Origin of the sequence: Nostoc sp. 'Lobaria pulmonaria (5183) cyanobiont', from assembly GCF_002949795.1 — a bacterium.
GTDB lineage: Bacteria > Cyanobacteriota > Cyanobacteriia > Cyanobacteriales > Nostocaceae > Nostoc.
Genome location: NZ_CP026692.1, coordinates 856,116 through 876,704, shown reverse-complemented (window position 1 = coordinate 876,704; position 20,589 = coordinate 856,116). Strand labels below are relative to the sequence as shown.

17 protein-coding genes are annotated in these 20,589 nt (G+C 41.8%); 8 read left to right on the top strand and 9 right to left on the bottom strand.

Annotated elements, in window-relative coordinates; genetic code table 11:
• Positions 1–3: 3 nt before the first annotated feature.
• From NLP_RS32740 to NLP_RS34580, 8 genes are all read left to right on the top strand, one after another.
• Positions 4–159, top strand: a complete 156-nt coding sequence (locus tag NLP_RS32740; protein WP_234017193.1) for a transposase family protein — start codon at positions 4–6, stop codon at positions 157–159.
• 283 nt (positions 160–442) lie between these two features.
• The gene (locus NLP_RS03705) at positions 443–1,450 is read left to right on the top strand and encodes a zinc-dependent alcohol dehydrogenase family protein (protein WP_104905205.1); all 1,008 of its coding nucleotides are present in this window, start codon (positions 443–445) and stop codon (positions 1,448–1,450) included.
• A gap of 9 nt (positions 1,451–1,459) precedes the next feature.
• Positions 1,460–3,697 carry a pentapeptide repeat-containing protein gene (locus NLP_RS03700; RefSeq protein ID WP_104905204.1) on the top strand — a complete coding sequence of 746 codons (2,238 nt, stop codon included), beginning with the start codon at positions 1,460–1,462 and terminating at the stop codon, positions 3,695–3,697.
• A 663-nt stretch (positions 3,698–4,360) separates the two neighbouring features.
• Positions 4,361–5,155, top strand: a complete 795-nt coding sequence (locus tag NLP_RS03695) for a hypothetical protein (RefSeq protein ID WP_104905203.1) — start codon at positions 4,361–4,363, stop codon at positions 5,153–5,155.
• A 342-nt stretch (positions 5,156–5,497) separates the two neighbouring features.
• Positions 5,498–6,775 carry a hypothetical protein gene (locus NLP_RS03690; RefSeq protein WP_234017192.1) on the top strand — a complete coding sequence of 426 codons (1,278 nt, stop codon included), beginning with the start codon at positions 5,498–5,500 and terminating at the stop codon, positions 6,773–6,775.
• Positions 6,776–7,561: 786 nt separating this feature from the next.
• Positions 7,562–8,908: a P-loop NTPase fold protein gene (locus NLP_RS03675; RefSeq protein WP_104905200.1), complete on the top strand. Its 1,347-nt coding sequence runs from the start codon at positions 7,562–7,564 to the stop codon at positions 8,906–8,908.
• Positions 8,865–10,802, top strand: a complete 1,938-nt coding sequence (locus NLP_RS03670) for a tetratricopeptide repeat protein (RefSeq protein WP_104905199.1) — start codon at positions 8,865–8,867, stop codon at positions 10,800–10,802. Before NLP_RS03675 ends, NLP_RS03670 begins: the two co-directional genes overlap by 44 nt.
• 22 nt (positions 10,803–10,824) lie before the next feature.
• Complete coding sequence (locus tag NLP_RS34580) at positions 10,825–11,235, top strand: hypothetical protein (RefSeq protein ID WP_234017191.1); 411 nt, start codon at positions 10,825–10,827, stop codon at positions 11,233–11,235.
• A gap of 6 nt (positions 11,236–11,241) precedes the next feature.
• Here the strand turns inward: NLP_RS34580 and NLP_RS03660 are convergent, their stop codons facing one another.
• From NLP_RS03660 to NLP_RS03620, 9 genes are all read right to left on the bottom strand, one after another.
• Entirely contained in the window at positions 11,242–11,445 is a 204-nt protein-coding gene (locus NLP_RS03660; protein WP_104905198.1) for a hypothetical protein, read from the bottom strand.
• 174 nt (positions 11,446–11,619) lie between these two features.
• Positions 11,620–11,886: a type II toxin-antitoxin system RelE family toxin gene (locus NLP_RS03655; protein ID WP_104905197.1), complete on the bottom strand. Its 267-nt coding sequence runs from the start codon at positions 11,884–11,886 to the stop codon at positions 11,620–11,622.
• Positions 11,883–12,122 carry a hypothetical protein gene (locus NLP_RS03650; protein WP_104905196.1) on the bottom strand — a complete coding sequence of 80 codons (240 nt, stop codon included), beginning with the start codon at positions 12,120–12,122 and terminating at the stop codon, positions 11,883–11,885. The genes NLP_RS03655 and NLP_RS03650 overlap by 4 nt, the downstream gene beginning before the upstream one ends.
• Before the next feature lie 269 nt (positions 12,123–12,391).
• On the bottom strand, positions 12,392–12,622 hold the full coding sequence (locus NLP_RS03645) for a hypothetical protein (RefSeq protein ID WP_199784753.1): 231 nt from the start codon (positions 12,620–12,622) through the stop codon (positions 12,392–12,394).
• A gap of 24 nt (positions 12,623–12,646) precedes the next feature.
• Positions 12,647–14,527 (bottom strand): ABC transporter ATP-binding protein, encoded by a 1,881-nt coding sequence (locus tag NLP_RS03640; protein WP_104905195.1) that lies wholly within the window; start codon positions 14,525–14,527, stop codon positions 12,647–12,649.
• A 111-nt stretch (positions 14,528–14,638) separates the two neighbouring features.
• Complete coding sequence (locus tag NLP_RS03635) at positions 14,639–15,637, bottom strand: aldo/keto reductase (protein ID WP_104905194.1); 999 nt, start codon at positions 15,635–15,637, stop codon at positions 14,639–14,641.
• 157 nt (positions 15,638–15,794) lie between these two features.
• A complete protein-coding gene (locus tag NLP_RS03630; RefSeq protein WP_104905193.1) occupies positions 15,795–16,160 on the bottom strand; it encodes a GDSL-type esterase/lipase family protein in 366 nt (121 codons plus the stop codon).
• 1,074 nt (positions 16,161–17,234) lie between these two features.
• Positions 17,235–18,836: a B12-binding domain-containing radical SAM protein gene (locus tag NLP_RS03625; protein WP_104905192.1), complete on the bottom strand. Its 1,602-nt coding sequence runs from the start codon at positions 18,834–18,836 to the stop codon at positions 17,235–17,237.
• A gap of 558 nt (positions 18,837–19,394) precedes the next feature.
• Entirely contained in the window at positions 19,395–20,378 is a 984-nt protein-coding gene (locus NLP_RS03620; RefSeq protein WP_104905191.1) for a CHAD domain-containing protein, read from the bottom strand.
• Positions 20,379–20,589 lie beyond the last annotated feature (211 nt).

Genomic DNA, 20,589 nt, shown 5'->3' with positions numbered 1-20,589 from the left:
TCATTGAGTTTGGTGTTCATAGAGTTGCGATCGCAACATCGACAAATTATGAGTGCGAACTTTGACGATACTATCCTCAAGTACTTTTGTAACCTAGAAGATCCCAGAATTGAGCGTACTAAACAACATCAATTGGTAGATATCGTTGCGTTAGCGTAGCTCACCGTTCGCGGAGCGTCTCCGACAGGAGAAGGTATCGCAATATTAGCAGTTATCAGTGGAGCAAATAGCTGGGTAGCAATTCATACTTATACCCTAGCCCAGTGAGAATGGCTGAAAACGTTTCTGATGTTACCCCCAAACACGTTAAAACACTTATAAATTATCAACACATTTATGAGATATCTAGACATTGCAGTTTTGGTTCAGAAACATTTCTGTATCTACCCTCTTGCGCTAAAGTTGCATAAGAATGTGCATCTAAAGCCAGGAGGAAAGAGTTGTGAAAGCAGTTTTGATGACAGCAGCTGGTAGTCCCGAAGTTCTGCAAGTACAGGATGTGCCAAACCCTGCTGTTCCTGTAGGGAATACTGAACTTTTAGTGCGTTTGGTGGCAGCTGGTATTAACCCCATTGACACTAAACTTCGTAGTCGAGGCAGTTTCTACCCCGATCGCACGCCGACAATTTTAGGATGTGATGGTGCAGGTATTGTTGAAGCAGTGGGTGCTGGCGTGCAGCGTTTTCACGCAGGTGATCAAGTATATTTTTGCCATGGCGGTTTGGGCGCACACCAAGGAAATTACGCTGAATATACCGTTGTAGATGAGCGGTTTGTGGCACGTAAACCCGCTTCTATCTCCTTTGCCGAAGCAGCAGCAGCGCCTTTGGTGTTAATCACCGCCTGGGAAGCTTTATATGAACGCGGACGATTAGAACCTGGAGATCGCGTTTTGATTCATGCGGGTGCTGGTGGTGTCGGTCATGTAGCAATTCAATTAGCGAAACTTAAAGGTGCTACTGTTTCCACCACAGTGAGTTCTGAGGAAAAAGCTAATTTCGTCAAAGAACTTGGTGCCGATCGGGTAATTTTTTACAAACAAACAGACTTTGTGCAAGCGGTATTAGATTGGACTGGCGGCGAAGGCGTAGACTTGGCTTTTGATACCGTAGGCGGCGAAACCTTTCACAAAACCTTCCCCGCAGTGCGAGTCTATGGCGATATTGTGACCATTCTCGAACCAGATGCCAATACTGTTTGGAAAACTGCTAGAACTCGCAACCTCCGCATTGGTTTAGAATTCATGTTGGCACCAGCATTGCTAGAATTACAAGATAGTCTCCACCATCATGCAGAAATTCTCGAACAATCTGCCACCTGGATCGATGAAGGCAAATTAAAAATCCATGTGAGTCATAAATTTCCCTTAAAAGAAGTAGCTAAAGCCCACCAACTGATTGAAAGCGGTACTGTAGCGGGTAAAATTGTTCTGCTAATTAGTGACGAATGATCGAACAATTTGCATAATTTATCTTTTAAAAACAGATTTATCCAGAGGTTAAACGCAAAGATACCCAGAAAACTCTCTCTGCGTACCTCTGCGCTTCCCTTTGCGTTCCTTTGCGTTTTACTTCTCCTCTTCCTCCCCCTACCTACTTGGGCAGCACAAACACAATCAGAACGCACACCCTTAACTCTAGAATTATTGCAAGAACGACTACGCACACCCATACTCCGCGAAGGAAATTTGACCATAGATTTGCAGAAAATGGCGATTGATTTACGCCCAGAAAACGCCACCTTTCGTAATGCTTTTTACCAACTACTGCGAAAAGAACTCGCTACAAAACCTCTAGGTTTAGACCTCAGCTATGCTTTGATTCTGGGGGATTTTGTCGGCAGCGATTTGGGTTTAAGAACACCATTGTATGCAAAAGCCATTGCACCCATTTTCACCGCTACCGAACAAGAAAAACTAGAACGTTTGCGCTTCGTTTGTCTAGAGTCACTCGCCATCGCTTTACCCAACTCCAAAGATTGTCGATCGCTTCTGGGAACAGAATCAACTCCATACAGTGAAATCGCCGTCTTTCGTGGTGTCTTAACACTGGTGCAAACTCGCTTCAACGGCGAAGTGAAGTTCTCCAATACATTTTTTCTTCAGTCTGTGGATGCCCAAGGTGCAACTTTTCTCCAACCCACAAACTGGACTGAAACCAGATTTGCTCGTTCCATTAGTTTCACCAGTGCTAACTTCCTGCAACCAAGCAATTTTCAGGGCAGTATTTTTTTTGAAAAAGCTGATTTCAAAAAAATAAAATTTCGGGAACTCGCTGATTTTCAAGGCAGTTTCTTTGAGAATACTGCCAACTTCAACAAAGCAATTTTTAAACAGGTGGCTAAATTCAGTAGCGTGCAATGGCAAGGAAATGCTGATTTTTCTGAAGTGTATTTTGCTAATCAAGCCCAGTTTACTAAAGGGAATTTTAATCAGTTTCTCCTTTTAACAGAAGCGACTTTTGAACAAGCTGTAAGCTTCCGAGAAGCGGAGTTTAACCAGTTAGTAAATTTGCAAGGTGCGAACATTCTTAACCAAGCAGATTTTAGTGATGCCAGGTTTGCTCAAGAAGCTTGTTTAAGCGTATCTAGTTTAACTTTTAACTCCAACCAAGCGAAAATTTTAGGTAATCCCGGTCAGATTGGTCAGATGTTCTGCATCAAAACATTGCAAGGTAATCAAAACGTCTTGCGGAACTTGGGGCAGAATTTTCGTCAGCAACAGCAAGTTGCCGATGCTAATGAACTGGAATACACAAAACAACGACTGCGATTAATAGAGTTTGGCCATCGTTTGACGGCTACAAATATTAATAGTGCAACTGTAGCAAGTTTGATTAACCTGGGTTTTTCTGCAACTCAAGCTGAAGCGATCGCCCAGCGTCGTCTGCTAAAATCCTTTCGCAACAGTAGTGAGTTACTCACCATAGCAGACATCGATTTAGAAAAATATACCCAACTGAGCGATCGCTTAATTGTTGGCGAAACCCTTTCTATCGGTGGATGGTTACTGCAAGCTTGGAGCTGGTTGGCGTTGAGTGTATTGCTGTTGTTGAGTGGCTATGGTACGAATTTTTGGTTAGTCTTTGGCGTGGGAGGATTAGCGATCGCTTATTTCGGCCTACTGTTTTGGCTAGTCGATCGCTATCGTCGGCTGCATCCCGTACCAATTATTCCCACATCTTACGAAACAATTTCGATATTAGTCAGTTTTAGCGTTTTAGAATTCTTCAGTTTACTAGCGATCTTTCGCAATGCCGAACAACCTTGGCTGACATTGGGGTGTCTGTTAATAATTATTGTCCCCGTCCCAATGGCTTTATTAATCCGACTTTACCAACAAGGTCGTTATCACGATTTAATGGACGTTTCTTACTTCACAGAAGACGGCACATTTCGCCAGTTACGATTATTGATTGGACGTTTGCCAGTCATACCAAGGAATGAGACATTTCGGGAACGATATATGCCCTTGTTGTGCGATCGGCGTTGGAACTGGCTCAACTACTATGATTTTAGCCTCAACAACCTAGTTAAATTAGGATTTAACGACATTCGGCTGCGAGACGAACACTTACCAGGTATCATCTCTGCACTTGCTTGGTATCAATGGAGTTTGGGTTCAATTTACATCACCCTAGTTTTGTGGACACTTTCGCGTACAATTCCAGGATTGAATTTGCTGATTTATCTGAAGTAATCCCTGTACCTGAACCTTTTTTCGCTGCACTTCGTAGTGGTGCTAATATGATGCAAGCTAACTAGGTCGGCGTAAATAATTATCGTTAGAATAAGGCAGGTAGTAGGGGCAGAGGGCTAGGAGAAAAAGCGTTTCAACCTTGTTTACTTTTATTCACATAGTTTGCTTTGATTGTGCCGACTTAATTATTGTAAGCTATAAGTAACCGTGCTATTCGTTATTATCAGTCTTGCGCTATCACATCAGATAAAAGTGATATAGCCCCGGATAAATGCAGATAAATTAAATATCTAAAAATTTGGTAATTTTATCAAAAGATTATTCATTACAATATAATAATTAGTCTAAATTCAATTTTATTATCCAAAAACTTTAGTTATTTTTTTATTATTGTCTAAAAATATCTACAAATTTGATAAACATATCAAAATATTTTTCATTGTCTTTCAACATTAAATCATATAGATTGTAAATTGTAAGTAGTATTGGTTAAAAATTGTTTATCTCCACTTAACAAAGATAACCAAATAATCTAATAACTACTAACTAGTTTTGCTAACAAAAAGATAGCAATCAAATAGACAAAACAGACTTATATTTTGTCTATTTTATGTTGCAATGCTAGCAAAATTTTCATTAAAATAACACGAGGATTAATCCTAAATGGCAGATTTGAGTAATAGTGGTAGCGGTAACTCCTCTACTAGTGGGAACAATCCGCTTGGACAATCACCCTTCGGTCGCTTGGAAGAAGTTGTCGGTAAGGAAGGCGTCAAAAATCTATTCAGTGGTGTTGGTGATGGAAAGGGTGGCAGTAGCCCATTTGGTGGTGGTGGCGGTGGCGGTGGCAGTCAGCCTGATTTAGCCTATGGTGGTAATCCTTTCGCTGGCGACAACTTCTGGAATATCTTTGCAGGTGGTGTAAACCCATCCAAAGTTAGTGGTAGCCCATCCACAGGTGGTAGTAGCCCATCCACAGGTAGTGGTAGCCCATCCACAGGTGGTAGTAGCCCATCCACAGGTAGTGGCAACCCACTTGCAGGTGGTGGTAGCCCATCCACAGGTAGTGGCAACCCACTTGCAGGCGGTGGTAGCCCATCCACAGGCGGTAGTAGCGACCCTTTGACTGGTGCTGGTAGCCAGTCCGGTGGTATTAGCACAACTGAAATACCGGACGGGTTCGGTTTGAGGGGTAGTATTGACAAGCTAGTTAACTCAAGGCTTGACAAGGAACTTGGTGGTGGAAAAATCCCATCATCTGGCGGACAAGGACAAATCCCTTCATTTGGTGGTAGTGGTCAAATCCCCTCATTTGGTGGTAGTGGTCAAACTCCCTCATCTGGCAGTAGTGGACAAATCCCCTCATTTGGTGGTGATGGGCAAATCCCCTCATTTGGTGGTGGTGGTGGACAAATCCCCTCATTTGGTGGTGGTGGTGGACAAAACCCCTTCGCTTAATACAATATTTGCGAAAATCAGCAGATAAATCGAGAGGAACAATCATGAGTTCTTCAGTACATAGTATGCTAGTACAGCTTGGCGCAAATAAACATATTATTCGATAAACCAGAAAAGCGTGTATTATCGCTGATGTGACTTCTGCCTTATTGTACTAGTTTGCTATTTTACGCCCGAAACTCTTCTCAGGTAAAGGTTTAGGCAATATCTTCTGTTAGTTTGACGGTAAGATTATTAAAGCCTTTATTTTAGAGAGATTTTGGGTTTAGCAAATTCATAATTGGTATAAGAAGTACTGAAGACCCCATAATTTTTTAACTAAAAATAGGAGAATTAGTGCCAATGGAAGCGTCTGCTGTCAATCCCATAAATGGTGGATTTAATCCATTAAGTGCAGGTGGCGCTAGCAACCTATATAGCGGTAATTCCTTTGCTGCCAATGACAGTTTGTCTGCTGCTAAAGGCAGCCTGTTGACGGGTGGTAACAATCTGTTATTAGGTAACGGTAACAATCCTATTCCAGGTGGCGGTATTAACCCGTTTGCAGGCGATGGTGGCAGTGGGCTTCAGAAATTAATCTTTGAGCGATTAAAGTTAGTTCTGGGTGATAACTATTTCAAGGGTATTGATAACACATTAGCAGGAGGTAGTAACCCGTTTGCAGCCAGTGGTTATCCGATCGCAGGTGGGGCTACCAACCCGTTTGCAGGTAACAGCAATCCGATCGCAGGTGCTGGAAGTCTGCTTCAACAATCGCCTTTCGATCCATTGAAAGAAGTCCTTGGTAACAATATACCCTTTAGTAACACTGGTAATACATCTAATTCAGGTAGCCAAACTTTTAATCAGAGCAACGCACCGCTTGGGAATGGTAATAAGGACTTTGGTAGTAATAACGCGACTATTGGTAATTTTAACTCGGATAATGGCAGTAACAGTGCAACCATTGGTAATGGTAACTGGAACTTTAATAATGACAACGCAACTATCGGTAATGGCAACTGGCTATTTGGAAAGAGTAACACAACCCTTGGTAATGGCAACTGGGATTGGGACAACGGCAGTAATAATGCAACACTAGGTAATGGAAATTGGCACTTCGGTAGTGACAACGCAACCATTGGAAACGGCAATTGGGACTTTGGCACTAATAACACAATTATTGGTAATGGGAACTGGGTTTTTACCAATGGAAATGAAATTATTGGTAATGGCAATTGGTTAACAAAGACTGACAACACAACGATTGGAAACGTCAATAATCTCAGCAGTTTAAAGTTATCCCCATTAGGGATCAAAACTGATGTTAACAATCTGATTGACTCTCTTATAGGTAAAATAGGTCAAAATTTTCTGGGGTTTACAGGAGATTTTGATGTATCAAGTAGCCAAACCTTTAACCGCCTGATCTCTTCTAAAAGTGTTGGTAATGACACTAATATATCTAAGGATATTGAGCAACTTTTGGCATCACTCAGCCCAATTCAAGGAAATTTCATCAATTATCAGCCTGTGCAAAACTCTCAGCCTGTCCCAGAATCTGCTTCTTCAGTGTCGTTGGTAGTAATGGGACTTATGTGTTTGTTGTTGTCACTCTTCAAAAAACAACAACACTGTTAACGTAAATTCAATTCTTTTAAGCTGATTGCGATCGCACTTTCTGTTTCTCTACTAGGTTGACTTACAGCAGTAATTAGCGAGAATTGATGCCGTCCGTGCCAAGCTCTGCTCATAAAGACGGTTTGCGATGTCTACGACGGGCTACGCCTACGCACTATAGAGCAACTCATAAGTTAATTACAACGATTGCTGCAATGATTTAAACCTTTCTTATACATGAACAAGTAATTGTTGCAAAGCATGAAGCCTTTGCAGCACCTGCTTATACCTTTCTTGGAAATACTTAAACCTTTCTTATACATGAAAGAGCAATTGTTGCAAAGTATGAAGCCTTTGCAGCACTTGCTTATACCTTTCTTGGAAATACTTAAACCTTTCTTATACATGAAAGAGCAATTGTTGCAAACGTTTCAATTTTGGCAACTAGTTTTCAGGGTTAAGCGAGTTACGAGTGCTGATAGCAAGGAAAGGGGAGACAAAGCATAGCTTTGGCTGTTTGGGGTGCAATGACTAGACCTCTTGCACAAATGCAAAATTTGCCCTCATCCCCCAACCCCTTCTCCCAATTTTGGGAGAAGGGAAGCCAATTTTAAAGTCCCTCTCCCAAGCTTGGGAGAGGGATTTAGGGTGAGGGTTTTTGATTCATGCAAGAAGTCTACTGTAGGAATCATAAATAATTTCCTTTCCTTGCGCGCGGAGTTTTATGAGTCCTATAGCTGTATTTGCTAAATTTGATGGGCGATCGCTTAAAATTTAGAAGTTGGTGATTGTTATCTGCTCAAAAGAATGCCTCAGTCAAGTTTTCAGCGTGCAAATACTCTTAAAGCGGCTTTTTTGGCTTGTAATGTTGAGCCGCTTGAACCAGCAGAAATGGAACGGTATTATGTCGATCTGTCGGGGGTGCGGAAAACTTCGGCTATTGATAATGTCAGTACAATTTTGGATTTTCAAGAAGCAGGTGATTTTACAACAATTTTATTTACTGGACATCGCGGTTGTGGTAAAAGTACGGAGTTAAAAAAAATTCAGAGTCTTTGGGAAAACAATTATCGGGTTATTTATTTGGAAGCGAATGAAGAGACAGATATTAATGATACCCGGTATACAGATTTATATTTGATTGTAATTAAACAAGTTGAATTTGAATTACGAAAATTAGGTTTGACTTTTAATCAAAATTTATTAAAAAGTTTTGAATCATGGTTTAAAGACATTACTCAAGAAGACGAGCAAAGTGTCGAAAAATCAGTCAACGTCGAGGCAGAAGCAACTCTCAGCCCTACTGCGCCATTTCTCGCCAAACTAATGGTCAAATTGCTGGCACAAATTAAAGGCTCGGACAAGCAAAAGACAACTATTCGGCAAACTCTAGAAAAAGATTTATCTCGCCTCAAATCTGATACTAATCTGTTATTAAGCGACGCTTACACAAAATTGCGGCAAAAATTTCCTCCGTGTAAAGGTTTATTAATTATCTTCGATAATTTGGATCGGGTTCCTCCTGCCGTAGCAGAACATTTATTTTTTGATTATGCGGCTCAGATGCAAGAATTAAATTGTACAATCATTTATACAGTACCAATTTCAATTCTTTGCTCGCCGAAAAATCCCCTGAATCAATTTGATGGTAATCCTCATATTGTGCCGATGATTAATATCTATGAATTTGAACGGCATAAATGTGATTTAAATTATCATCAGACGGGCTTAGATGCGATGGCAAGTGTAATTGAAAAGCGGGTTGATATTGATGCAATTTTCGAGAGCCGTAATCAATTATTAGAACTAGCAAAAGCAAGTGGTGGCCATGTGCGTCAGTTAATGCAAATGATGCGCTCTGCATGTCAAACAGCGAGTACCCGAAAACACGCAAAAATTATATCCGAAGATATAGAGTATGCAGTTAAACAGCAACAATTTAGTTTTGAGCGGTTTATTCCTGAAGAACATTACGCTCATTTGGCTCAGGTTTGCTTAACTAAAAATGTCAGTAAAGATGAAATTGGACAATTAATGTTATTTAATACTTCTGTATTGGAATATAACGGTGATAAACGGTGGAATTATCCAAATCCGGTGGTGAAGCGAAATGAGTTTTTCCAAGAAGCTCTCCAATCAGCACAAAAACAGTGAAGTTCAAGCCGAAATAGGTAAATTTATTGCCTATAATAAAGATGAATTTGCTGAATTAGTGACATTTGTCGATTTTGCAGAAAAATTTACCTTAGGTTTTATTGAAATTAACTTTACACCCGATATAAACCTATTAATTGCTGGATTGCAACAAAATCCTCAATGTCAAGAAATCCAATTTGTGGTTTTAGATTTTCCTGATGGAAATTTGCAATTTTTGCGGGATGAATTGGTGGAGCAATTAGCCAAAATTACTAAAGAAACAAATAAAAAACTTGTTTTATTAATTCGGAATTTAGAAAAATCGATTGGTGTTTTTGGAGATTATCCACCAGTTTTACAAGATTTAAACTTCGTCCGCGATTCTTATCGAAAAACCGTACCTCATCCGCTTTTATTTATCTTGCCAGATTATGCGATTTCGCGGTTAGCAAAATTTGCACCTGATTTTTGGGCTTGGAAATCAGGTTTATTTCGCTTTAAAACCACAGAATTGACTAGAGATAGGGCAATTGCCAATACTCTGAATACAGATATAAATATAGAACGCTTACCAACACCAGAACAACAAGAACGTATCGATTTATTACATGGGCTGTTGATGGAATATCACCCAACTGGAGAAATACCTAGCCCAGAACATCTCCGCAATTGCGGTAATATTTTAAATGAATTGGGCAAAGCATATTTAAGCCAGCACAAACCAATCAAAGCTAGAGAATATTTAGAAAAAGCTGGGAAAATTACCAAGAAATTCCCTGATTATTCCTTACAAATCGAAGTTATCAATCAGTTAGGTGAAAGCTATCAGCAGCAACGACAGTTTGAAAGTGCAAACAGCTATCATCAACAAGCTTTAGATATTGCCAAAAAGCAGAAAAATCGTCCTGCTGTCACCAATTCCTTGTTTTATTTAGGTAATGTCTCTCTGGATATGCGACAGTTCCACCAGGCACGGGATTATTATCAACAAGCCCTGGAAATCAAAATCGAATTTGGCGATCGCTATGCGAGTGCTAGCACTTACCACAATTTGGGAAGGGTTGCCCAAGAGTTGCGGGAATACGACCAGGCACGGGATTATTATCAACAAGCCCTGGAAATCAAAATCGAATTTGGCGATCGCTATGCGAGTGCTAGCACTTACCACAATTTGGGAAGCGTTGCCCAAGAGTTGCGGGAATACGACCAGGCACGGGATTATTATCAACAAGCCCTGGAAATCAAAATCGAATTTGGCGATCGCTATGCGAGTGCTAGCACTTACCACAATTTGGGAAGGGTTGCCCAAGAGTTGCGGGAATACGACCAGGCACGGGATTATTATCAACAAGCCCTGGAAATCAAAATCGAATTTGGCGATCGCTATGCGAGTGCTAGCACTTACCACAATTTGGGAATCGTTGCCCAAAAGTTGCGGGAATACGACCAGGCACGGGATTATTATCAACAAGCCCTGGAAATCAAAATCGAATTTGGCGATCGCTATGCGAGTGCTAGCACTTACCACCAGTTGGGAAGGGTTGCCCAAGAGTTGCGGGAATACGACCAGGCACGGGATTATTATCAACAAGCCCTGGAAATCGAAATCGAATTTGGCGATCGCTATGCGAGTGCTAGCACTTACCACAATTTGGGAATCGTTGCCCAAAAGTTGCGGGAATACGACCAGGCACGGGATTATTATCAACAAGCCCTGGAAATCAAAATCGAATTTGGCGATCGCTATTCGCAAGCTCTCACGCTTTATTGTTTAGGAACGCTTGCACAAGCAGAGGAAAACTATGCAGAGGCTAGGGCTAATTTGCAGACAGCGTTGGAGATATATGTTGAGTATCAGGATGAATATTGGTCTAAGGTAGCACGGGAGATTTTAGAGAGTTTACCGGAGTAGGGGAATATAGGCGATCGCATTTGTGTTTGTGGAAGTGCGATCGCGTTTGCTTGTTTGGTTTGGGAGAGCGATCGCGTTTGGGTTTGTGGAGGTGCGATCGCGTTTGCTTGATTGGTTTGGGAGAGCGATCGCTCTCCAGTTATCCTTAAAAGTTACAATGAGTATGGTATTTACAGGAAAGGCAGAAATGACTGCAAAAGACAAAATTCACGCTGAAATTGATAGCCTTAACGAAGAATATCTAGATGAACTATATCTTTTAATCAAAGATTTTGCCCAATCTAAACAACATCTAAAAAAACCGAGTTTCATGTCAAAATTGAAACAAATCAAGATAAATGCTCCAGAGGATTTTGCTAGCAATCATGATTCTTATCTAGCTGGGGATGAGGCAGGAGGCAGAAGGCAGGAGGCAGGAGGGAAGAGGGTTTGAGTCTATTTAATTTTTATTAACACACTCTGGTAGTGCAAATTTTGCCCTAACTTCCTGTGCGGAAATTACTTTACCAGCTTGACTCTCAGCAAGTCCAGCTTCCACAACTTGCCTAACATAAATCTCATACATGAGGTCATCCCATGTTGAGTTAGCAGGTAGTTTATCAATTAGCTTTCGAGCTTCTTCTTTAATATTTAGCTTTTCCATAGAGATTACAGATAACTTGCTTTTCTATATTGTATGCTCAACGGGAATCGCGTTTGGGGTTTGTGGAGGTGCGATGTCTAACGAAAAGCCGCATTGCGTCTACGCGTTTTGGGTTTGTGGGGAGGTGCGATTGGGTTTTCTGGAGGTGCGATCGCTCTAAGTTTTTCTTGCTTTTCAACTTTCATCTTTATAAATATTTTTACGATGTCCGACTTCCACAACATTCACCACTAGAAGATCGTCGAAAATATCATAGATAAGGCGATAGTCACCTACTCTAATTCTGTAAGCATTTTCTTTCCCTTTTAGCTTTTTGACCCCATTCGGACGTGGTTCTGTAGCTAGATCATCAATTTTAATTTGTATACGTTCTTGAAGTTCTGACGGTATTTTTTTAAGTTGCTTCAATGCACCCCTCAATATTTCAACTTTATAACTCACGCAACTTTCTTTTTGATTCCTGTTTTTAGTTCTTTTTTAGCTTCTTCCCATAACAATGAATTATCAATATTAGCTTCTGTTTTTGCTTTATCGTAGGCTTTTAAATCTTCTTCTTCTTCTTCTTCTTCGATTGTTTGAATTAGTGTGTAAATCTCATCTAAAGTACTATCATAAGCCTGATTTAACAGGATGTTAATCTCTTTAATTAATTGTTCGCGTTCCTGTTCACTTTTCATTTTTAGACCTCTTTTATTGCAAATATATGTTTATAATTTGTCTTTCTTACTCTCAACTGAGGCTATAGCTAAGACAGTAATTCAATTATAAATGCGATCGCGTTTTGGGGTTTTGAGATGGGGAGAGAAATAAATAAGTGTATTGATGGCTATACCAGTCGTAAAAATTACTTAAAATTTCTCTTTACTCCCGCTACCTCCCCTGCTCATTTCAGGATCATCTCACTTTTTCGCGTTGCTCCTCTTAAGGAAGCGATCGCATCTGTATTTTATTTACCCGGTGGTAAAGTTCCCCCGTCACCTCTGTCGGTATACTTGCAATAGACATTCAAGCCGATTTTGAGGATGTAGAGAATAACAATAGTAGCGATCGATGGATCGAGAGGAATTGCGGTTAAAGCCATGAGGGATGTAATCGCTGCCGTCAGTAACACAGCATTTTCTGGACTTTTGGTATAATCGCTCAAACGCGTCCGAAAACCTTTATCAATTACGTCCACAATTGCGAATTGCGAATTGTTCGGTCAAGCGATCATTCCCTCTTCGACGTTATCTGTGCCAGTACGAACCTCGCGTATGCGTTCCTCGTCAAGATTTTCCGGCAGAAATCCACCTGCTTGCATTTTCCATAATCTGTAGTAAGCGCCGCCGAGTGCTAGTAGTTTGGCGTGGGAACCATCTTCGATAATCCGACCTTTGTCGAACACCAGAATCCGATCTAGATGGACGATGGTAGATAATCGATGAGCTACCACGATCACCGTTTTCCCATTCATTGCTAAGTCGAGGGTATCCTGGATTGCTTTTTCGGTGATTGAATCGAGGCTAGAGGTGGCTTCATCTAAAATCAGAATCGGCGCATCTTTGAGGATTACCCGCGCAATCACAATGCGCTGTCTCTGCCCTCCAGACAACTTGACACCACGTTCGCCCACCAGAGAATTGTAACTATCCTTACTTTGGACGATGAAATCGTGAGCATGAGCTTTTCGCGAAGCCTCTATTACTTCCTCATCGGTTGCATCCAAGCGTCCGTAACGAATATTTTCCAGCAAAGTGCGATGAAACAGAGACGGATCTTGAGGAATCAAACTGATCTGAGCGTGTAAGGCATCCTGAGTCATGTCTCGAATATCGACCCCATCAATGATAATCTCTCCAGATTGCGGGTCGAACAAACGCAGAATCAGATTGACAAAGGTGGATTTTCCAGAGCCGGACAAGCCCACCAATCCAATACGCTGTCCGGGTTGGATGGTGACAGAAAGGTTGGTGAAAACTTTCTTCTCTTCTGTGTAGTTGAAATTCACCCGTCGAAACTCAATCTTACCTTGAGTGATTGAGTGGGCGATCGCTTGATCGCGATCGACCAACTCGTGCGGTTGAACGATGATAAAAACACCATTGGCAACATTACCAATATGTTCAAAAAATTCCAGAAAGCGGCGGCTCAAATTACGCGCTTCACTGATGATCAACAGCGACAGGCTAGTTGCTACAACAAAGTCAGCAGTAGCGATGGTTCCTTGACTCCAGAGAGAGAGCGAGTAATACAGGGTGCTGATTTTCAGAATGGCTGCTGAGATGAACTGAAACCAGCGAATTCGCTCCGAGTACCAGTTGGACTCTCTCACGTGTTTGATTTCGCGCCTTAATTGCTCATTCAAATAGCGTCGTTCAAAACCAAAGCGAGCAAATAATCGGCTACTAGTGAGATTTGTTACCGCATCTACGATGATCCCAGTTGTCTCACTTCTGGCGGCTGCGGCTTTCCGGGAGTAAAATCGGCAGCGAGTTGCCAGCCAGAACGAAATACTGATGAAGAGAACTGCCCATATCCCCACGAGTGCAGCTAGCGGAGGATAGGCGCGATACAGTATCGTTGTGGCGACGGTATACACAACAATTACTGGCATAAATTCAGTAATCATCATTTGCATCGTCTGCGTAACACCTAGAGAAGTTTCGCTAATTCGATGTGCCAATGCCCCGGAAAAACTGCTGCTTAAGTAGCGATGCGAATGGTGCTGTAAGTAGGCATATAGCGATCGCACAATGTGCTGGCGATGAATCGGATGGAGAATCGTCTGCAAGAGTCCAGCCGAGCGCCCAAATACCACTTCACCCACACTCAAGCCGATGAATAACATTAGGGGTTGCTTCATGGCATCAAAAATGGGCTTGCTGTCGCCCGTTGATCGCGTTACACCCCGAATTATCTCACCAATAGCATAAGGCAACATGATGCCACAGGTTGCGTTTATAATCTCCAAGATAACTGCTAGCACATACCACCAGCGAAACTGGTTAACGAAATAGCAAATGAACCTGAATGGAGTTGATGGCAAATCTGGTGCATCAGCAGCACGTTGAAAAAATTTGGATTGTCTGATCTTTTTTGTCATGAAAGTTCCGGTTTGCAAACGTCTAATACCAATTCGTAATGACGCTCCTACATCGCTAGTGCTGCGCTAACGTAATTCGTAATTATGAAAATCATTTTTTATAAATAGAAACTAACGAAGAGAATCTCCCCTGCGGTATTCGGCGGTTAGGTCGTCTAACTTTTGTTTCAAACTGTCGTCAAGTTTTAGTTCTAGTGCCTTGAGGCTGTCAGTAAGTTGTTCTGGATGGCTAGCGCCAATAATCGGGGCAGTGATCATGGGATTAGATAAAACCCAAGCTACCGCCAAGGTGGTGAGGGGAAATCCGGCGAGATCCGCTACTGTGCGTAAAGCTTCGACAGTATTAAACTCGCGATCGTGCCAGTAACGATCTTGATAACGTTCTGCGGCAGCACCTAGCGTAAAACGCGTACCTGATGTGGGGCCTTGAGCGAGAATGTGTTTGCCAGTAAGTAGACCACCCGCCAAGGGATTGTAGGAAATTACACCCAGTCCCTCTTCTTTCGCCAGAGGCAACAGTTCTCGCTCAATTTCGCGAAATAATAGGTTGTAGCGGGGTTGAATTGAGATGAACCTGGTTAAATTGCGCGTGTCAGCACGACCCAAGGCGCGGGCGAGTCGGTAAGCTAAGAAGTTGGAAACCCCGATGTAGCGCGCCTTGCCAGCACGAACCACTGTATCCAGTGCTTCCAGAGTTTCATCGAGGGGGGTGGAGGCATCGTCAGAGTGCAACTGATACAGGTCGATATAATCGGTTCCCAGCCGCCGCAGAGAAGCATCGATCGCATCCAAAATATGTTTCCGCGAAGCCCCTTGATCCCAAGGTGCAGGGCCAACCCGGCCGACGCACTTGGTAGCTAAGATAAAATGTTCGCGTTTGCCTTTGAGCCAGCGCCCAACGATTTCTTCGGTGCGTCCAGCAGTAGCAAGCCCGCCGCCGAGGGGATAAACGTCGGCTGTATCCAAAAAGTTAATTCCGCCATCAGCAGCAGTGTCGAGGATGTGCCTGGAAGTTTCTTCATCGGTTTGCAACCCAAAGGTCATGGTACCGAGACAAAGGCGGGAAACGGTCAATCCAGTTTTACCGAGATTGGTAGTTGCTAAGGTCATAGAGATGTTGTTGGTTGAGAAAGTGTGGAAATTTTTAAAGAAAATGCGACGTGCGTTCCGCCCCGCTTCTCTACGAGACGCTACGCGAACGCTAACGCAGAACTAAAAACCTATAGGACATATTAACTAACCCATGATTAGCCCGATTTCGGCATTTTTAAGGTGTGAACCAATTTAACCAAGCTTCCCAATTTTGGACGATCGCGGCAAATTCTGCATAACCATCAGCTTTTGGGTGAGCGCCGTCATTGGCTTTTGCTTCTGCTAGCCAGATGGGTGACTTCAGCAAACTAGAAAACACATCAAGATACGCAACATCTAGTTCATTACAAACCAACGCGAATTCCTGTGAGAGATTGGCAAGAATTTGATTATCACCACAGGGTGGCGGACTAACCATCAAGATTGGATAGAGTTGCTTTGCTTGGCTTAAGATGCTGCGAGCATTTGCGATCGACTCTGAAAGTTCGATTCCTTGCTGTTTACCCGCCCATCCTGAATCGTTTGCCCCAAAGGAAAACACTACTCGACCATCAGATTCTCTTGGGAGACGATAGGAGAGCTACGATAGGTTGGCTAATTCCTAACTGCTCAAATGCCTGACACATCTTGGTCAAATCCAGATGGCTACGTGGCAAGTGACAGATGACAAGACGACAGCATTAGGCTTTCAACCGCTGATATAAGTCCAAAAAATATTTGGATAGCATATCGACAAAATCTTTTTCCCATAAAACTTTGAGGTATTTGTGTCAGCCACTCAGGCATTCACTCTTTGCTACACACTGAATGTAATCATGGAATGCTCTCTAGTAAGCAAACTTGCCGTTCAGTTACTTACTAATTGCTCAAAAATCAAATAACCGAATTTAAGCAAGTTTAATAGCACAGCAGAATTAGGGATGCTGCTGCTTGGTGCTCGAATTACCATAAATTTATCTAGTAATTTTACCCAGCAGATATGAGCCTACACGATCAATGCAAAAAAAGATGTGCTGGAAAACACAATATCATGAAATACTAATTATTAGTTTCTCTAATATTAAGTATTACAAACTAATTATTTACTAAGTATATAGTTATTTATGTATGATGCCCTAAGCTTGTTGGAGAATACTCTATGTTCGCTTGATCTCTCCCCATGACTAAAAACTGAGGGTTTTCACTCTGGCAATTGTTCACTGGTTTCAAGATTCTGTTTTATGGCAGCACCAATGGCATGAACAGTTGGCTCTGTACTTTGTAGCAACGCATCTGCAACATTACTCTGGACATGATAACCAGAGGTAAGCTGTTACGCATTTAAGTTGTATATTTACTCGTGTTCGCGCAGCGTCTCCTTCAGGAGAGGGTTGTCATTAGTCAAAAGTTATTAGTTATTTGTATTTCAAAGTCAAGATGACCAATTGACTTTAGAGAGTCAAAATGTCAATATGTACAATTCTTTTCGCGCATCAGCTTATCGTAGTTTTTTGAAGTATAGGTATAATTTTACTTAGAGACAATCCTTGTCTCTAAGTGTGATTGAGAAGGCGATCGCATCTGTTGTTAAAGTAGGCAGGAGCCGATCTTAAAACGTTGCTCTAAGTACTATGAGTTATTTTTTTAAGCTTTCTAATACTTCCATCACTTTTGCTTCAGGTTTTACCCTAGCTTCTGCTTCCAAAAATTCAGCCACTTGAGCCTCAATTTCATCTCGGACAATTTGGCGATATTCCAAGAAATGCTCAATTTGGGCACAAACAGCTAAGTAGCTACTCACCCCACCCGGATTATGCTGATACATGCTCCACAAGTATTGCCAGAATTGCCAGCGCGTCTGACGACGTACACCCTGCCGCCAGCAAATTACCAACAACGCCCGGAGTACTTTCCAGTTCAATGGTTTCTTGGCAGCTTTGCCCTTTTTCGGGTAGGTTGCTTCGCCCAAAAGACGGAAGTGTCTGTATGTACGCTCCAAAAACCGCTCTGGATCATACAAATCACAGAACGCCTGCACATATTCACGAGCGATGTCTTCTAACGGTCGAGTTGGGACAAAGTTCATCAACGTAGTTTGGTTAATGTTGGCAGATTTATTACGGAGTCGTCCTTCCTTTTCTAATCTATGCCAGAGGGCTGTATCTGGGAGCGCTTGCAACATACTAAATAAGGCGGTGGGAATTGCTGTTTGCTCGACAAATTTGACAATTCGTGCTCCTGCTCCTACTTTCTCGCCATCAAATCCAATGATAAAGCCTGCCATGACTCGCAGCCCTGAGCGGGTAATCCTATCCACCGCTTCACTGAGTGAGTCTCTGGTATTCTGGTATTTCTGAGTGAAAGTGAGACTTTCTTCGTCGGGGGTTTCAATTCCCAGAAAAACGGCTCCAAAATTACACGTTACCATCAAATCCATCAGTTCTTGATCTTGGGCTAAATCAACTGAAGCCTCTGTGGCAAAGGAAAAGGGATAGTTATGTTCCACCATCCAGGGCAAAAGGGACTTCAAAAATAATTTGACATTCCGCTTATTACCGATGAAGTTGTCATCCACCATAAAAATACTGCGCCGCCAACCCAGTTTGTAGAGGTAATCAAGTTCTGCTAACAGTTGTTCTGGGTTTTTGGTGCGCGGTTTGCGACCATAAAGAACAATAATGTCGCAAAATTCACATTGGAAGGGACATCCACGGGAAAATTGCACCGACATCTCCGCGTATGCTTCAAACTCTAACAAGTCAAAGCGAGGGGTTGGAGTGTTGGTGACATCTGGTTTTTCACCACCAGAGCGAAAGATGCCTGTGCGATCGCCCCGTGCGATCGCTGCTACAAATAAGGGTAGGGTAATTTCCCCTTCGTCTAAGATCAAATAGTCTGCTCCGGCGGATGTCATTTCATTCGGGAGCGCTGTCGGGAAAGGCCCACCCACCGCAACCCGCTTACCTCTCTGCTTTGCTTCCAATATCTGAGAGAGCAAATCCTCTTTTTGCACAATCATCGCCGACATAATAACCAAATCTGCCCAAGCCCATTCGGCTTCCCTACAGACGCGAACATTTCGATCTACTAGCTTGAAATTCCATTCTTGGGGTAAAATCGCCGCTACAGTCACCAAGCCTAAAGGCGGTAGCATTGCTTTACGGTCTAATAAAGCCAGTGTCTTTTCAAAAGACCAAAAACTTTTTGGAAAGCGGGGGTATAAAAGTAAAACGTTCATATTTGATGCTTATCAACCTTGATTTTCGTTGCTAGTTGAGTTGTATGTCAAACTAAACCAGTCGTGACAACACATTAAAGGAGGTTGTGTATCCAGTAACTGTAACCTCTACTAGGACTGATTTAGACAGAGCAATATTTTCTTAGGGCAATTATTACTGTTTTCAGACCAGAGAATAGCTGAAAATTGCTCATAAGTGTGAGGAGTTCAATCGCAATTTCCAGAAATTCTCAAATATGTACCGGTAAATGATTTAGCCAGAAATACCAAGACTTGTGGGACGGTTATAACATCTGTTCTTTAGAGATATGAGTGAAAAAATATAGAGACGTAGCACTGCTACGTCTCTACAAGAGTTGTGGATAACGCATATTTAATTTCCCCTGATGTCTTTTTTATGAATTGGCAAATTGGCAACTCGGAGAAAATCAACTGTGTTATTTTCAATCATATACAAGGTGTATTTGCACTTTCAAGCTATTTAGACGGGCTGCAACCCGTCTTTATTTTGTTTGGGGCAGTTCGTTAGTCCAATCCTTACCCAACAAAGAGAAACTTTTAACTTATTACTCCTGAAAGCGGGTGCAATATTGTTAAATGAAAACTATGTCTGGTTTCAGTTTTCAGATACCGTTCTTGCAAAGGTTGCCACTGCTGCCACGACTGGTAACGATTTTCAGTTAACAAGTTAGCAAAGGTGGGCAACTCAGTCTGAATTTCTGACTTGTATACATCTGTAAGCCAATCAGTTAAAACAGCACTATCTTGCATCGTACCCAAAATTTCTTGGATATTTTTGACTTCTGTAATATAAGCTTCGTAAGAATCGCCATATAAGTCAGTAAATAACTCCATTTGATAGCGTATACGTTTAGCTTCTTTTCGCAAACTATGAAGAATTTCACCTTCTGTTGTCAATTGTTTTTCTATCTTTTTTGGTTTCCAGTTTTTCTGGATCTTCACTTCTGATTCTACAAATTCAGTACCAACTAGCCAACCTGGATGCAGTAAGAAGTTACTCACTTCTGGTAAAAGTAAGTCTGGTAGTACTTGCTGAATCGAAACAGCTGCCAAAGGTTGATAACTGGGTTTCTCTAACCACTTATTTAATGCATCTTTTAAAGACTTGTAAGATTCATCGTTTAATGTTTTCTGCACACTCGATTCTACATCTTCACGTTGTTTCGCCAAAGCTGTAAAAGCTGTTTGTAGAGATTCCTGTTCTTTACGGGGTAAGTTTGGTTTGTAATTGTTTTCCAAACTTTCTTTGAGTACGTCTAAATCTCGCAGATTACCAAGACGACGAGCTATTTTACCAATATTTTTATCGTTGACTGGTTTCGATACATCCACCGCTAGCCCAAACCGAGTTACCGCTGTCCGTAGGCGGCGCATTCCCACCCGCATTTGGTGTAGCGCTTCTGGATCTTCATCTTTCTTCACTGATTTTTCCCACTTGAAGGTTTTCTTACAGTGTTTTTCAATCGCTTGATAGGCGTAGTCACCGAGAGTTTTTACTGTGGGTTGTGTGGCTAATTTCATAATTGGTTTGAATGATTACCTCATGAGGTTATTGCATAATAACAATATTATTTAAAAATTTTCATCTACTTTTGATATTTTTTAACTATGAGGATTGTTACGTATGCTTATGACTATTGATAGGTGCATCCTCTTCTATAAATATGCAATATCTGTCAAAGGTTTAAATAGTAGTTCATCCCCTCAAGTTAATATGAACTATAGTTTTGAG